Raw genomic sequence first — 14,624 nt, 5'->3', positions numbered from 1 at the left:
TTGTGGAAGAAGGAGTTATGTGTTAATGACTCCTTCACCCAAACCTGATCATTAAACATTACTTTAAAAAGAATTGTCATGAAATTACTAATCATACTTAGCATCGCTGAATACGCGAATGAAGTCAGAGAATTGATGGTGCGCAATAATGTACCCGTTTACAGTGAGACCGAGATGTATGGCTTCAGAACCGAGCGACATCAACCCGATATCAGAAGCTGGTTCTCACAGGGAGATCAGGGGATCTATTCAACTCTTTTCTTTTCCTTTCAGGACGAGAAAACCGTGAAAACCATACTTAAGGAAGTCGAAGCATACAACAAGGATCACGATCACAATGGTGATAATCCCCTACATGCCTATCAGGTAGCCGTAGAAGATTTCGCCTGATCGATACGATCGATCTAAATCCCAACTAACAATCTCCTATCAATAATCTCCGAAGGCTACGCCTTCCGGAGATGAGCAAAAGGAGGCTTAGCTTCCACATTTATGACCCATAGTCAGAACACGGCATAGCCTTTAAAGTTGTGCAACGGAACTGCTATCTTTACTGTCAATTAAAACAGTCAAGCCAATTACAAATTAGCTTATATGCCCGATTTTGATGTAGCCGTTTTTGGAGCCGGAATAGCCGGAACAGCCATTGCCAATGAAATGAGAAAGCGGGGTCAGTCAGTACTCATAATCGACCCTAACGCTTCAGAAGATGCTCCCGGACCACCCGGTGCTTTGGTTAACCCGGCAACGGGCAGGCGGGCCAAACTGACCTGGCAGGCTGAAAAATGCTACGATGCCTTAAAGGAACAGATCGAGGATATTTGTGCGGTGACCGGCAGGGATGATCTGATCGTTGAGACCGGGGTGATCCGGCCTGCTATCAGCGAGTCGCTGGCCGAAAACTTCAGGGATGCTCTCACCAAATACGCATGGCCGGAAGGCTGGATCGAGTGGCTGAAAGAGGATGAGATTCGTGAGATGAATTCACATGTGGCTGAGAATCACGGGGGTATTCATGTCAAAAGTGGGTACACGGTTTTTGTGGATAATTATCAGAATGCCTACCGAACCTATCTCAGATTGAAAGGGGTTGAGTGCAAATATGAAACTGCCCAATACGAGCATGATCAGGAGAACGATCAGTTCGTCATTCAATTTGAGTCCGGTGAACAGTTAACCGCCGGTAAGGTGATCATGGCGATCGGATATAAGATCCGTGATAATGCCGATTGGTCTTTTTTGCCATTGAATTTTGTAAAAGGACAGATCGTGCATTTTGAGGCAGAAGAACCACTGAACTGGGATCATGCGATATCGGCGAGAGGGTACAGCATTCGAAGAGGGGAACGTGAGCTTACCGTCGGTTCCACCTACGAACATAATTTTGAGAACCTGGATATCAGTGATAAAAGCTACGATCAAATACTCAAGAAGCTTGATCTGATGTTACCTAAACTGACCGGTAAGGTCAGGAAGATTGCGCAGATGGCCGGAGTCCGGGTTACCACACAAAACCGCTTGCCGGTGATAGGGGAACATCCGGAAATACCGAAACTGTTTGTGTACACCGGTATGAATTCTAAGGGATTCCTGTTTTCTCACTACGTGGGTGAACTGCTGGCGGAACATATCTTGAATGGAAATGAAGTACCCGATGAACTAAGTGTACAAAGGTTTAGCGAATAGAACCTCAGAAGATCACTTCTTAAGAATACTGCTATCCAATACGTCATGCTCATCAAACACAAAATAGTTGCTTAATCGGATTCCCAGATAAACGGATAGAACGGTTCCCGAGAAAATGGCCAGCATGATCATGATCTGATATTTGATGGCAATAAGGGGGGAACTGCCACTCAGTATCTGACCGGTCATCATGCCCGGAAGGGAGACTAAGCCAATGGTTGCCATGGAAGCAAGGGTAGGGTTGGCTGATTTTTTGAGGGCATCCCTGAAAAAGGGAAACACCGCTTCATTCCGAGTAGCCCCGCAGCATAGATAAAAGCGATAGCGTTCTTTATGCTCATTAAGGCTGTGATAAAAGGCATTGATGCCGATCACATTACTTCGGAGACAATTCCCCAATACCATACCCGTGATCGGTATCGTGTACTGTGCAGATAAGAATGTAGGCAACTGTATCACAGCCTCCAGGAAGAACATGTCGATGACAATAATGCCGAAAAAAGTGGCGAGGAAAATGGGGATCACCAGGGACCGTTGACGATTCAGTTCACTTCGGTCGATGGTGGCAAAATCAGCTACCAGAACCATGACCATGATCCAGGCCGCATTCAGCCACGCATTATCCAATTCGAACAAATACTCCAGGTAGTAACCAACAAACAAGAGTTGCAGGGTCATGCGGACCGTTGCAATGCCGAGTTTTTTGTTCAATCCTGTTTTATATCGCCAGAGGATCCACGCAGGAATGATAAGAATGAAAAAGCCAATACCAAGTTGCCACCAGCTAAGATCTATGATATCCATGGTTCGGTGATTAAGAAATATTATTTAATTCAATGACCCGGTCGCATTTCTCTACCCACCAGGGATCATGAGACGTGGATATGACCGTTCGATCGTTATTCAAAAGTAACTCAGCTACTTTCCGTTTTGATTCCAGATCAAGGGCTGATGTTGGTTCATCCAAAAGGATCACCTTTCGGTTCAAAAGCAGGCAACAGGCCAGTCCTATCCGCTGCCGTTGACCCGTTGAGAGTTCACTGAAGTTGCTGGCAAGAGTGCCGGCTTCCAATCCCAGTGCTTCCAGGGTGTCAATAATCTCAGGTCGTGAAGGTTTGTTTTGGCTGTTCGACTGAAATTCGAAGATGAAATCCATGAGTTCAGCGGTTTTGCCCGTACCAAGGTTCAGATCCTGTGGCAACCAAACGACCTCCTTTCTCATAGTACGGATGATGGTATCAGTATACACGGATCCCTTGAAGGATATGCTTCCCTTGTCTGGCGTTTCAAAGCCAAGCAGTAATCTGAACAGTGTGGTCTTACCTGAACCTGATTCTCCCTTAATAACGACCTTTTCCCTCTGGTTTATGAGGAGGTTGAGACCATCAAACAGCTGTTCGCTATCATAGCTGAACCGGATATCCGAAAGTTTGAACAGAGTATCTGATTTCATAATGGCATTTTGTTAACGGAAAGGTAGAGTATAAGAATTTTGTTGAATGATTAAAGTGATCGTCTTAATTGAACATTTCGATCGGACGGATCCAACAAATGATCGGAATATTTATTAGTTTAACATTAAACAAATAAAGCAATTATCATTATGGAATTAGGTATTTACACCTTTGTCGAAAACACACCGATAGAAGGAACAGAGAAACGGATCAGCCCATCAGAACGCTTAGAGAACCTTCTTGAGGAAGTAGAATTGGCCGAGGAGCTGGGGCTTGATGTGTATGCGATAGGGGAGCATCACAGAGAAGAGTACGTTTCTTCCTCACCATCAACCTTGCTGGCAGCTGCTGCAGCTCGCACTAAAAACATAAAGTTAAGCTCAGCAGTAACGGTATTGGGTTCAGAAGATCCTGTGAGAGTGTATCAACAGTTTTCAACGATCGATCAGCTATCCAAGGGTCGTGCTGAGATCATGGTCGGTAGAGGGTCATTTGTAGAATCCTTTCCATTGTTTGGTTACGACCTGAAAGATTATGAGGAGCTGTTCCTGGAAAAGCTTCAGTTGTTAATGCAGCTGAGAGAAAACGAGGTGATCAGTTGGGAGGGTAAGCATCGGCCTTCGATCAATAACCGTGGCATATATCCACAGCCGTATCAGGATAAATTGCCGGTGTGGAGAGCTGTGGGAGGAACCCCAAAATCAGCCTATGAAGCCGGCGCTATGGGGATGCCAATGGCGATCGCGATCATCGGTGGGATGCCTAAACAATTCAAGCAAATGGTGGATATCCATAAACAAGGAGCCGCCGATTACGATCAGCCTGAACAGCGCGTGAGTATCAACTCTCACGGATTTATCGCAGAGACCACTCAGGAAGCGGCCGATACAGCATTCCCTGCCTTCAAAATTACCATGGATAAGATCGGAAAGGAGAGAGGCTGGCCCCCGATGTCACGCCAGCAGTTTGATGCTTCCATCACGCTGGAAGGAGCCAATGCTGTGGGAAGTCCACAGGATATCATTGATAAGATCATGTATCAGCATGAGATCTTTGGTCATGACCGCTTTTTACTTCAGATGAGCGTGGGAAGTGTTCCTCATGATAAACTTCTGAGATCCATAGAATTGTTTGCAACCGAAGTGGCACCGGTTGTACGTGAGAAGATCAACCGGGAAAGTGTGGCTTGATCGGGATCATGATCTGATCTCACCTTCAGAAATTAATTTCCTGAAATTTATCTAATATTCATAATGAACGTGTATCATGGATTCAAAGTCGATTTAAGCAGATTTATTTAAGATAAAATACTCTTAAATCTTTATAACTAACCAAACCAATGATCCTATGAAAAGCGCAATTACCAAATTCACATTACTGACAGCACTGCTGATGTTCGGCATGACCTCATTCTTGTCGGCACAAACAGAGGAGTACAAAATTGATGGCATGACCTTCGGGATGCCGGAAGCAAAAGTTTACACAGAAGACTATAACGGTTCACCGGTTGTAGGTGAATATATAACACAAGCCCCGAATCTGGCACCGTTAGATTATGAGGGAAATAAACATCATGAAGTGCGATTGGATATCATCGTGCAGGAAGTGGAAGTAGCGAGTGGTGTCCGATATCAGGCATGGACGTTCGGCGGAAGCGTGCCGGGACCGGTCATTCACGTTCGTGAGGGAGACCGCATCACCTTTACCATGAAGAATCGATCTGATGAAATGGTGGAGATCAATGAACCTATGAGTCAAATGAGAGTGAATGGAAAGCGGGCAATGGGTCCATCTGATCTTTCTGCAATAAGTAATGATGGCGACTGGACAAGTACTTCACCTTTTATGAAGCAACTGAGAGAGAATAATTTCCAGAAAAACAAAGCCGGTATCATGCCGATGCCGCACTCCATGGATTTCCATGCCGGTACCGTGGCTAAGGATGACAAATGGAGAACCGTAGGTCCCGGTGAAACCATTACATTTGATTGGGTAGCAAATTACCCCGGCACATACATATACCACTGTGGTACTCCAAGTGTACTGATGCACACGGCAATGGGACAACATGGTGTGGTAGTGGTATCTCCTAAAGACGGATATACAGAAGACTATGAAGTGGATCGGGAGTACGTGATCGTACAAAGCGAATATTATCTGACCAAAGGCGACGGCGACCTTTATCAATTCGATTTTGATGCAGCTTACAATAACGATCCTTCACACGTGGTCTTTAACGGTCACCAAACCATTCTGCACGATCAGCCATTGAAAGCTAATGCAGGTGAGCGTGTTCGTTTTCACTTCAGTAATAACGGACCAAGTGGAACGTCCAGCTTCCACGTAATCGGTGGAATATTTGACAGAGTTTGGTTGGAAGGACATCCTGCCAATGAAATGCGCGGAATGCAAACAGTTCTGATCGGTGCCTCCGGTTCAGCCACTTTGGATATGATCGTACCTGAAGAAGGAAAATATATCCTGATCGACCACGAGTTTGTGGATGCTGAAAAAGGTGCAACCGGTACCCTGAAAGCCGGACCCCGCAAGAAATAACGAACTGAGTAGAAAAAATCTCCCGGGGCGAAATGAATTCGCCCCGAAGGTTTGAATAGAAACTAAAGTCATGATGAGATCCCAAACGAACATATTCGCTTTCACCATTATTACATTCGTTATGATGATGCTCTTCACGCCAGAGAAAGCGTCTTCACAATCGGTGAGGGTACTTGTTCCGGCGGGATCTTTTCATTCCGTTTTACCAGAAGTTGAGGGAGAGCCCATACAGGTAGATTCTTTTTTCATGGATGAAACAGCGATTACCAACGAACAATACGCTGAGTTTCTGAGAGAAAATCCGGAATGGAGGCGTTCAAATATTCCGCCCATTTTTACCTATGATGGCTATCTCAAAACCTGGAAGTCAGATCTTGAACCTGACTATGAGGAAGTCGGAGAAAACAGACCGGTTACCCGCGTCTCATGGTACGCAGCGAATGCTTACTGCTCGGAGCAGGGAGGTCGGCTCCCGACATTAAATGAGTGGGAATATTCTGCCCAGTTGCTGGGTATAGAGGACGAAGCTGAAATGAATCGATTCAGCAGTAAACTGATCAGCTGGTACTCTGGTATTGATGCCAACAATTTACCTGAAGTGGGTTCAACAGGCATAGAAACCACGACCGGTGTAAAGGATCAATTTGGACTTGTTATGGAGTGGGTGGCTGACTTTAAACCCATTATTGCAGACGAGATCTCCCTGGATTGCGGTACAGTGGGACGAATGCAAACACTGAACAGCGTCTATAGTTATGCCGCTTCCATCAGGTATATCACACGCATGAGTTTTAATCCAAAGATCACGACGGGTATGGTAGGTTTCCGGTGTGCCTATGATGAATCGGACCGTTCTGATCAAACCAAACATGAGGTAACATTATGAGGTCGGTATTTATCTATTTAATCCTATTTTCAGTACTTGGAATTGTGGAAGTGAATGGGCAGGATATGCATCATCAACACGATCATAAACAGGAAGCATTGAAGGCGGGCGAGGTTCAATCCGGACATTCACTGTATCACCTGGATAATGAGTTTATCACCCATAGAAATGAAAAAGTAAAACTCTCCGATTTTGCCGATGAACCGGTTATTGTGGTCATGTTTTACGGGAACTGTACCCAGGTTTGCCCGATCTTGATTCAGGATAGTTGGAGGCTTTACAGTTCGCTGAGCGAATCAACAAAGAAGACCGTAAATGTACTGGCTGTTTCATTCGATACAGAAAATGATTCTCCGGAGGTTTTAGCAGAATATGCCAAAGATGAGCAGCTGGATATCTCAGGGTGGCACTTTGTGACCGGTAAAGATACGGATATCCGGATGCTGGCCATGATGCTGGGAGTGAAGTATCAAAAAGACAGCAATGGTGACTTTGCCCATTCAAACCTGATCACCGTTCTTGATGCTGAAGGAAATGTGGCAAAAAGAGTAGAAGGGCTGAACCAACCCATGGATGAAGCGGCCTGGTTGATCGAGTCTGTATCGAAGAATTCTGATGAAACTAAATAATGATCATAAATACACCGTAGGGTTAATTCATGAATTACCCCTACGGTGAAATCCCAACCGGACTGAAACAGGATAGAAAATGAAAGCTTGTATCATCACAGCTATTTTCATTGTATTTGGGATATCCCTGTCATTACATGCGTTTCCAACCGATACCCTGACCGTTCGTGTGTTGGGAACCGCAGAAGATGCCCGTTTTGAACCGAGAGTTATTAAGGCTCAGCCCGGTGATGTCGTTAAATTTGTAGTGGAGGAGGGACTGCATACCGTAACGGCCTATCATCCCCAAAACCGGCGCCCGCAAAGGATCCCGGAAAATGCCGTTTCCTTTGATTCGGGTATGTTGACGGAAGGAGATATCTGGTTCCTGGAACCGAAGGTAGAGGGAGTGTACGATTATTTTTGCCTGCCACATGAACGTATGGGGCACGCCGGCAGGCTACTGGTTGGAGAGGTGAAACAGGTTCCGGCTTATCCGTTAGGCAGAATAGCTCCCTCAATAATTGAAGACCTGGACACCGAAACAAAGCTTTTAATTGATCAAAAAAGCTTTGATCTGTAGTGAAAATGATACTTATTCCCGACTGTCTGAAGAGCGCAGTTTCTTCCGTCTCAGTTTCAGGTCCTGGGAAGCCTTGGCATAACCGCCGTTGGAACCGTCAACAAAGTGAATATGATTGTGTTGGTAATTTCTGACATAACAGGTTACCATGGCCGCAAATGACGGGTGCACGCCATAGGCTAATTTTCCTTCCCTGAACATATCCTCCAGGAATTCTGTGAGTTGCATGCGTTGAGCTATTGTACCGGAGGCCACAAAACGAAGTCCGTCTCCAAATTTCTTATAATCTGCATGGCGAACGAGGTCGGGTTTATAATCACCCCAGTTTGTTTGGGACGTCTTTTTGTTGAACCGCATCAGGTAAACCCCGGTAACGAGTTCAAAAATCATGTTCAAAATATACCGGGCCTTTTTGAGAAGGGTGGGAGGCTGAGTTCTGAGTTTCCATTCCACTCCAAGCAAAGAAGGGTTAGCAGTCATACTCAGGGCTTCTTCACGAACCGGATGGTAATCCTCTTCCATTCCGTAGATCTCTTCGATCTTGCCAAAACAGGCTTCGTAGATCCTGACCTGTTCACTGTCGGTCCCAACTGCCTGAATGAGATAGGCTGCTACCTCATCCTTATCGCTGGATATCTGATTCCATCGGCACTCTAATCCTGAAAGATCTGCTTCAACCGGAGCAACCCCTTCAAGGCGATTCTTTTCCTTTACGAGGTCCTCTGCATAGGTCACCCCGCTGCCCCAGAAAATGGTTTGATCAATGAATTCAGATAATTTGAGTCGAGCCACTCCAACATCGTGCCTATGATCCCTGAGCTCCTTCATGGATACAACACCAACGGACATTTCAAGACCATAAGCATTTTTAACAGCCTCTTTGCAAAAAGCCAGAATGCCTTTTACTGTATCAATGCCGTGATCGGGCAAAACGAGCAGCGAGCCGTCACCTCCGAACAGGTAGGGTAGCAGGTCGTTTTCAGAGTAAAAGTTATTCAAAGCTGCAATAATGGATGCTCCGGCCATGTTGACTTCCTTGTACTTACCCAAACGTATGGCATCCGTCGAACCACGCACATCAGCGATGGCAAGGTAGGAATCATCAGGCAGGGAAGTGTAAACCTCAGGTTTTGAAACGTCCCTGAAAGTGGTAACCACATTAAGTGAGTTATAAAACTCCCGGCTTCGCATGATCTGATCTTAATTCTGTGTGACAGTGGAGCCGAAAATAGATAAAATTATGTAACCCGTGGTAATTATTGGAAAGGAATAATGTAAGAAAAAGAAAAGCCCGCCGGTTTTAATGGCGGGCTTTGTATAAAAGATTGGTGTAGAAACTTAGTTACCGGAAGCTTCGAGTTGAATAGCTTCTTCGAAGGAGTATTGCACTCCGTCTTCTAATTCGATGCCTTCAACAAGTGAATCGGCATAGGCTTCAGAAGTTGGTTCAATGAGAACATTATAAGTTCCTTCATTCAGGCCAACCAATCGGAAAAAGCCCTCATCATCGGTTTGTGTTCCCACGGTATCTTCACCCATGATCGCGTACACAAATGGTTCGGCTTCAAGGGGAAGTACGGTTCCTGAAATACTGCCCTGCTCCTGCAGATTCACGGTTCTGAGAACCGGCTTCAGGATATAACCACCGTTTCCGGTTTGCACAATAGATTGTGAGGCATCAAAATCAATGACCAGATCATATACCTGACCGGATTCTACATCAGCCTGAACATTGAGTTTGTAGCCTGATTGTTGGGCACTTGGAGTTTGTAATGGAATGGTTTCTCCATCTACAACCACATTGTTGTTATCGCCAAGAAGCAAACGGATCTGATTATATCTGCCGGCTTCAAGTTCGGCTTCACCAAGCTCAAGTACGGCACCGTTTTGATAATCAAGCAGGTTAACAACCATGGAATCTTCCATGATGGCTTCCCAACCGGAGTCGGTGGTGTCATCTGCGCTTCCGTCTTTGTTTACAAGTACCTGAAGCACTTCAATGTTTACCTGCTCATAGTTCGCAGGGGCGTCGGTTAATGATACCTTTAATGTACCTGTGCCGGCGTCTTCATTGGTGCTGCAGGCAGCAAATACAAAAACTGTCAGAACTGTTAATACTGATAATAAATTTGATCTCTTGAATAAACTACTCATCGTGATAGTATTTGTTTGGGGTTCAGATACTTGAACACGTTAAAATTCTCTTTGTTCCAAAAGAGTTGTCACAAAAAAATCTTTTTAACCTGCCCCACCTGAAGCACCTCCACCGGCCGATCCGGCTGAAGCCCCGCCACTAAAACTACCGCCTGAAGCAGAAGTTGTGGCTGTTGCTGCAAGGTTTGAAAATGAGCCGGCTATTTCAGCAGGTGATGATGTGGTTCCGGGCAGTATCACGATCCAATACAACGAGGTTGCCGCACCCGGGTGTTGCTCAAATATCGGTTCGATCTGTTGCTTGCCCAAACCTAAAGCGATGGAAAAAATGAAATGCCGGCCCAGGTGTTCTTCACTGATCGTATGTTCTTTAGCGTTTTTCAGTGCATTTTGGTAGGCTTTCCAACGTTTGTAAGTCTCTTCCCCTTTAGGGGTTTTTCGTATTATAGTCAACGAAAGGACCATCATGATAAAGGTGCCGGCAAGAGCCATAGCCATCAATGGATGAATGAAGAAGATCCCGGCCAAGGCAACCCCTTCGATCACAAATTGAACGCCCAGATTCCAGTACATACCCTTGTAACTTTCTTTATCGATCCACTCCTTGGAGTCACAATATTTCTTTAATTTTTTCTTCCAGGCATAGAACCATTTAGAAGCTTCAGATTTCTGAAAATTAAAGATCTCATCAAATTTATTACCATCAGAGGAGATCCTTTTATTCACAAAATTCAGAAGACTAACCTCAAATTCTGTGAGTTCATTTTCTTTTGGGTCTGAATTTTTGGAGTGAATCGTATAGTAGTTGTCTTTTGATGAAAAGAACCCTTCTTCTTCCGCTTCATTTTCCTTGAGTTCAAAATAGCCCATTCTTGCCAGGTCGAGCAGGGTAGCGATCATATGTCCGGTGGTCACGGTTCGGTTCATCAGTAACCAACCAATGGCGGCCGGTTTTTCGCGTCCGGGCAGCATGATACTTTCCGAAACGGATATGTGCATTTTGTGGCGTAATCCATATTTCCGGTAAATGAGAATAAAGGCGATCAAACTGAGACCCGCCAGAATAATAGAGTATTCAATTGCAGCATTTTTCCGGCGCTGTTCATCTTCAGCTGCCAGACGTAATTTCTCACGATAGGCTGTTTCTTCGTTCTCCGCCTGTTCTAGGGTGAAAGTGGGGTCTGAGATCTGGATGAGATTTTCATCAAATACCGAGGAGGGAAATAAAGTGCGAATGACCACAGACTGATCACGACCTATGTTTTGTCCCGAAAATTGAAATCCGTTATCAAACGGTGTGCCGTCCATACTCCATGCCGGTTCACGTACCCAGTAGTGCAGGTCAGAAAGTGTGACCAATTCGGGTAACTGAACCAAAATTTCCATTTGGTCTGTGGATTTCTCCCGTCCGGCAGCAGCATAGGTCCAATAGAATTCACTCCAATCGGGACCTATTACCACAGCATTTTCAAGGGTGTAGGTAATGCTGTAGGTACGGGTTTCATCATCTGCACGATAATGCCATACGATATTGTATGCCTCGTCCGATTCTTCCACCAAAAAGGTTCCGGGTTCCTCGGTATTCAGATTAGTGTATGACTCCCCATTTTCCGATACGGAAATATCACGAATAGCGGAGTACCCTGATTTTGGCAGTCGATAATTTGCCCAGGTATAGCTGCCATCATAAACATAGGTTCGATGTTCAGTGATGGTTATGGTGCCATCTGCGTTGATCTGAACATCAACCTGAATTTCAGGGATGGAATATTCTTTTGCTGAAATATCAGATAGAGGAAGAAAAACGCCTATCAGTAAAAACAGACAGGCGTAAAGGTTGAATGATCTCATAGTTATTTCCGAATTTATTTTATGCCCTAATGCATATAACTACGGAAATTTTATGAGATTTGTTACGAAATAAGTAGGATTGAATGGGTTAACCGAAATTCCAGGTTACACCACGACCGATCTCAGGATCCGGGAAGTTCCAGTCAACGGCTCCCTGATCACAAGCATACATACAGGTGCCACACTCGATGCAATCTTCTACCTGAAAATGGACCTGATCGTTGTCATCCATCGTGTAGCAGTTGGCCGGGCATACCCAGGTTGTACATTTATGCGGGCAGGTTGAGTTACATACATCCGTATCCACTACAATATGTGGTTTGATCTCAGATTTTGACTGATTACGGTAGCTTACAAGTCCGAGTCGTTCGGTTAATTTAAGATTTTTCATAGCGGTTATATATCCTTTAGACCTTACACTTACAGTGATTTACCGGCTTTGAAGCCAAGTTTTGCTAATTCCCAGAAGGAAGCATGCCGTTTAACAGCGCCCTTCAGCATATCTTTAGATTTCGGTGTTGGTTCATTTTTGATGGTAAAGAACTGTCGGCCGAAATCACACAGAAGGTTTGGCACTTTCTGCTGCATGGTTTCAGTATGAAGGAGGTGAACGGCGTCCTGGAATCCGTTAATGTCTTTCATGACATAACTCTGATCCATTGCTGAACGATATTCTTTCAGCGTTGCTGAGCTGAAGTCCCCTTTCTCTTTGGCTTTAACGATCGTTTCAGCCGCCAGAATTCCGGAGCGCATGGCATAATCCATTCCCTGAATGGCTTTACCCGCATTCATTAACAAGTTGGCTGATTCTCCGGCTAGCAGAATACCGTCTTTGTATAATTCCTTAGGCATAACCCGGCTGTCTCCGGATGATACCACGTGAGCCGAGTATTCCACAACTTCACCATCTTTGATGATGTCAGCAATGGCGGGATGTGTTTTGAAATGATTCAGAACATCATGCGGACTTTTTTTCTTCTCACGCATATCTTTGATGCTGAGCACCAGCCCAAGTGAAATAGTGTCACGGTTGGTATAAAGGAATCCACCGCCTTCAACACCATCAGTGGCTGAACCGACAAACTCATTACTCATGCCACTGAGGCCGTTCAGCTGAAATTTCTGCTCAAGTACTTCCTGATCGAATCGTATGATCTCCTTGATACCGGTCAGCATGTGGTCGGCAGGTACATATTTATCCTGAAGACCCACCTGACGGGTAAGTAGGTTATTCACACCCTCAGCTATGATCACTGAATCAGCGTGGAATTCATCTTCGCCCGTGCGAATACCTACGGCCTTGTCATTTTCCATGATCACTTCATCCACCTTGATGTTAGTGGCAATGAAGGAATCCATGGCGTAGTCGGAGGCATCGATGGCTTCCTGAACCTTACCGGATAGCCAGTTATCAAATTTTGACCGAAGAACCACCACGCCGGTATAAGGCGTTTCGTTGAAGTGAGATGATTTGAAATCGATGGTAAAAGCTGATTGCTCGTCCATGAGAGTCAATCGTCGGTGGTTGATGAACCGTTCCCATCCGCCGTCTTCTTCTTCCCAGTAGTTAGGAACAAGTTTCGCGAGGTCGCTGCCCCACAAAACCCCGCCGGATACATTTTTGGATCCTGCAAATTCGCCCCGCTCAATGAGCAGGAATTTCATGTTATTTCGGGCTAGGGTCATGGCTGCAGCCAATCCCGCTACACCTCCACCAATTACGATACAATCAAACTTTTCGTCCATAGGGAGTAGTTTTGAGTTATTAGTGAAAAGTTTTGAGTGTTTGGTGTTGGTTTCAACACATCACTCAAAAATAAACACTCGGCACTAATTTTTAATTTTTTTCAACTCGTCGATAAAAGGAGGGAGTACTTTGTATAAGTCTCCGACAATTCCATAATCTGCGATCTCAAAGATCGGCGCATCAGGGTCTTTGTTGATGGCAACGATCACTTTAGAGTTCGCCATTCCGGCCACGTGCTGAATAGCACCTGAGATACCGACGGCAATATAAAGCTGTGGGGAAACCACTTTACCGGTCTGCCCGATCTGAAGACTAGGGTCATACACTCCGGCTTCTGTCAGCGCTCGTGAAGCACCGATTCCGGCATTTAGCAATTCTGCCAGTTCAGAGATCAGTTTTTGCCCTTCTTCATCTTTAACACCCCGGCCTGCTGCCACAATGGCTTCCGCTTCGTTAAGGTCAATAGTGTCGCCGGAAGCGGAAATGATCTCCTTAAGAGTGGCTTTCAGTTCGCCATCTTCCATACTGAAATCAATATTTACAGTTTCCGCTGAGGTTTCATTTTCGATAAGGTCGTATGAACCGGAACGAACCGAGACGAGTACGGTGTCACCTTTAGCTTCAGTGCTTGCAATGATCTTTGCAGCCATTACCGGCCGTTTGGCTTTGATGCCTCCGTCGATCAACTCAAAAGAAGATACATCCGGAAGTACCGCTGCATTTCGATTGGCTGCCAGGGCTCCTAAAATATCTTTGGTTCCTTCGGTGGATGCAAAGGCAAATACAGCAGGATTTGCAGCTTCCATGACATTTGCAAGGGCTTTAAGCAGAGGAGTGTTCATGTGGTTCTTGAAGATCGGATCCTCAACAACATAAACTTTCGACGCTCCGTATTTTTGAATTCCCTCAACAAAGGAAGAGGCATTAGCGTCCACAACCACGGCTTCAACTGTGTGTCCGTTCTGGTCCGCAAGCTGCTTGCAGTGTGAAAGTACTTCTAATGATGAACGTTTGATCTTGCCGTCAGCAATGGCGATGTGTGTTAAAATAGTACTCATTCGATTTCTCGTGGTTTTAAAAAATTTGTTGGCTTATTTCG

15 protein-coding genes are annotated in these 14,624 nt (G+C 45.2%); 7 read left to right on the top strand and 8 right to left on the bottom strand.

The window, feature by feature from the left end; translation table 11 throughout:
* The first annotated feature begins 78 nt into the window (after positions 1 to 78).
* Both C3B73_RS08820 and C3B73_RS08815 read left to right on the top strand, forming a co-directional pair.
* Positions 79 to 390 (top strand): hypothetical protein, encoded by a 312-nt coding sequence (locus tag C3B73_RS08820; RefSeq protein WP_103665234.1) that lies wholly within the window; start codon positions 79 to 81, stop codon positions 388 to 390.
* Between the two features lie 204 nt (positions 391 to 594).
* The gene (locus C3B73_RS08815; protein WP_103665233.1) at positions 595 to 1,686 is read left to right on the top strand and encodes an NAD(P)/FAD-dependent oxidoreductase; all 1,092 of its coding nucleotides are present in this window, start codon (positions 595 to 597) and stop codon (positions 1,684 to 1,686) included.
* A gap of 12 nt (positions 1,687 to 1,698) precedes the next feature.
* Here the strand turns inward: C3B73_RS08815 and C3B73_RS08810 are convergent, their stop codons facing one another.
* Together C3B73_RS08810 and C3B73_RS08805 are read right to left on the bottom strand one after the other, a co-directional pair.
* Complete coding sequence (locus C3B73_RS08810; protein ID WP_103665232.1) at positions 1,699 to 2,490, bottom strand: ABC transporter permease; 792 nt, start codon at positions 2,488 to 2,490, stop codon at positions 1,699 to 1,701.
* A 10-nt stretch (positions 2,491 to 2,500) separates the two neighbouring features.
* A complete protein-coding gene (locus C3B73_RS08805; RefSeq protein WP_103665231.1) occupies positions 2,501 to 3,139 on the bottom strand; it encodes an ABC transporter ATP-binding protein in 639 nt (212 codons plus the stop codon).
* Between the two features lie 150 nt (positions 3,140 to 3,289).
* Between C3B73_RS08805 and C3B73_RS08800 the strand changes: the two genes are divergently transcribed.
* The 5 genes from C3B73_RS08800 to C3B73_RS08780 all read left to right on the top strand — a co-directional run bounded on the left by C3B73_RS08800 (position 3,290) and on the right by C3B73_RS08780 (position 7,773).
* The gene (locus C3B73_RS08800) at positions 3,290 to 4,330 is read left to right on the top strand and encodes an Atu2307/SP_0267 family LLM class monooxygenase (protein ID WP_103665230.1); all 1,041 of its coding nucleotides are present in this window, start codon (positions 3,290 to 3,292) and stop codon (positions 4,328 to 4,330) included.
* A gap of 157 nt (positions 4,331 to 4,487) precedes the next feature.
* Positions 4,488 to 5,696, top strand: a complete 1,209-nt coding sequence (locus C3B73_RS08795; RefSeq protein WP_103665229.1) for a multicopper oxidase domain-containing protein — start codon at positions 4,488 to 4,490, stop codon at positions 5,694 to 5,696.
* Between the two features lie 70 nt (positions 5,697 to 5,766).
* Positions 5,767 to 6,582: a formylglycine-generating enzyme family protein gene (locus C3B73_RS08790; RefSeq protein WP_103665228.1), complete on the top strand. Its 816-nt coding sequence runs from the start codon at positions 5,767 to 5,769 to the stop codon at positions 6,580 to 6,582.
* Entirely contained in the window at positions 6,579 to 7,211 is a 633-nt protein-coding gene (locus C3B73_RS08785; RefSeq protein ID WP_103665227.1) for an SCO family protein, read from the top strand. Before C3B73_RS08790 ends, C3B73_RS08785 begins: the two co-directional genes overlap by 4 nt.
* 79 nt (positions 7,212 to 7,290) lie before the next feature.
* Positions 7,291 to 7,773, top strand: coding sequence for a cupredoxin domain-containing protein (locus C3B73_RS08780; RefSeq protein ID WP_103665226.1), 483 nt, complete (start codon positions 7,291 to 7,293; stop codon positions 7,771 to 7,773).
* Positions 7,774 to 7,785: 12 nt separating this feature from the next.
* Here C3B73_RS08780 and C3B73_RS08775 read toward each other — a convergent pair whose 3' ends face one another.
* The 6 genes from C3B73_RS08775 to C3B73_RS08750 form a co-directional block, all read right to left on the bottom strand.
* On the bottom strand, positions 7,786 to 8,964 hold the full coding sequence (locus C3B73_RS08775; RefSeq protein WP_103665225.1) for a DUF3095 family protein: 1,179 nt from the start codon (positions 8,962 to 8,964) through the stop codon (positions 7,786 to 7,788).
* A gap of 147 nt (positions 8,965 to 9,111) precedes the next feature.
* Complete coding sequence (locus tag C3B73_RS08770; protein ID WP_103665224.1) at positions 9,112 to 9,927, bottom strand: DUF4382 domain-containing protein; 816 nt, start codon at positions 9,925 to 9,927, stop codon at positions 9,112 to 9,114.
* 84 nt (positions 9,928 to 10,011) lie between these two features.
* Positions 10,012 to 11,778 (bottom strand): DUF2207 domain-containing protein, encoded by a 1,767-nt coding sequence (locus C3B73_RS08765; protein WP_103665223.1) that lies wholly within the window; start codon positions 11,776 to 11,778, stop codon positions 10,012 to 10,014.
* Positions 11,779 to 11,866: 88 nt separating this feature from the next.
* On the bottom strand, positions 11,867 to 12,169 hold the full coding sequence (locus tag C3B73_RS08760) for a ferredoxin family protein (protein WP_103665222.1): 303 nt from the start codon (positions 12,167 to 12,169) through the stop codon (positions 11,867 to 11,869).
* Positions 12,170 to 12,198: 29 nt separating this feature from the next.
* On the bottom strand, positions 12,199 to 13,524 hold the full coding sequence (locus tag C3B73_RS08755; protein ID WP_103665221.1) for an FAD-dependent oxidoreductase: 1,326 nt from the start codon (positions 13,522 to 13,524) through the stop codon (positions 12,199 to 12,201).
* Between the two features lie 84 nt (positions 13,525 to 13,608).
* Complete coding sequence (locus tag C3B73_RS08750) at positions 13,609 to 14,583, bottom strand: electron transfer flavoprotein subunit alpha/FixB family protein (RefSeq protein ID WP_103665220.1); 975 nt, start codon at positions 14,581 to 14,583, stop codon at positions 13,609 to 13,611.
* Positions 14,584 to 14,624: the final 41 nt, after the last annotated feature.

Origin of the sequence: Gracilimonas amylolytica (assembly GCF_002911695.1) — a bacterium.
Classification (GTDB): domain Bacteria; phylum Bacteroidota; class Rhodothermia; order Balneolales; family Balneolaceae; genus Gracilimonas; species Gracilimonas amylolytica.
Note: the sequence above shows the minus strand (reverse complement) of the source record. Positions and strands in the feature narration are given on the sequence as shown.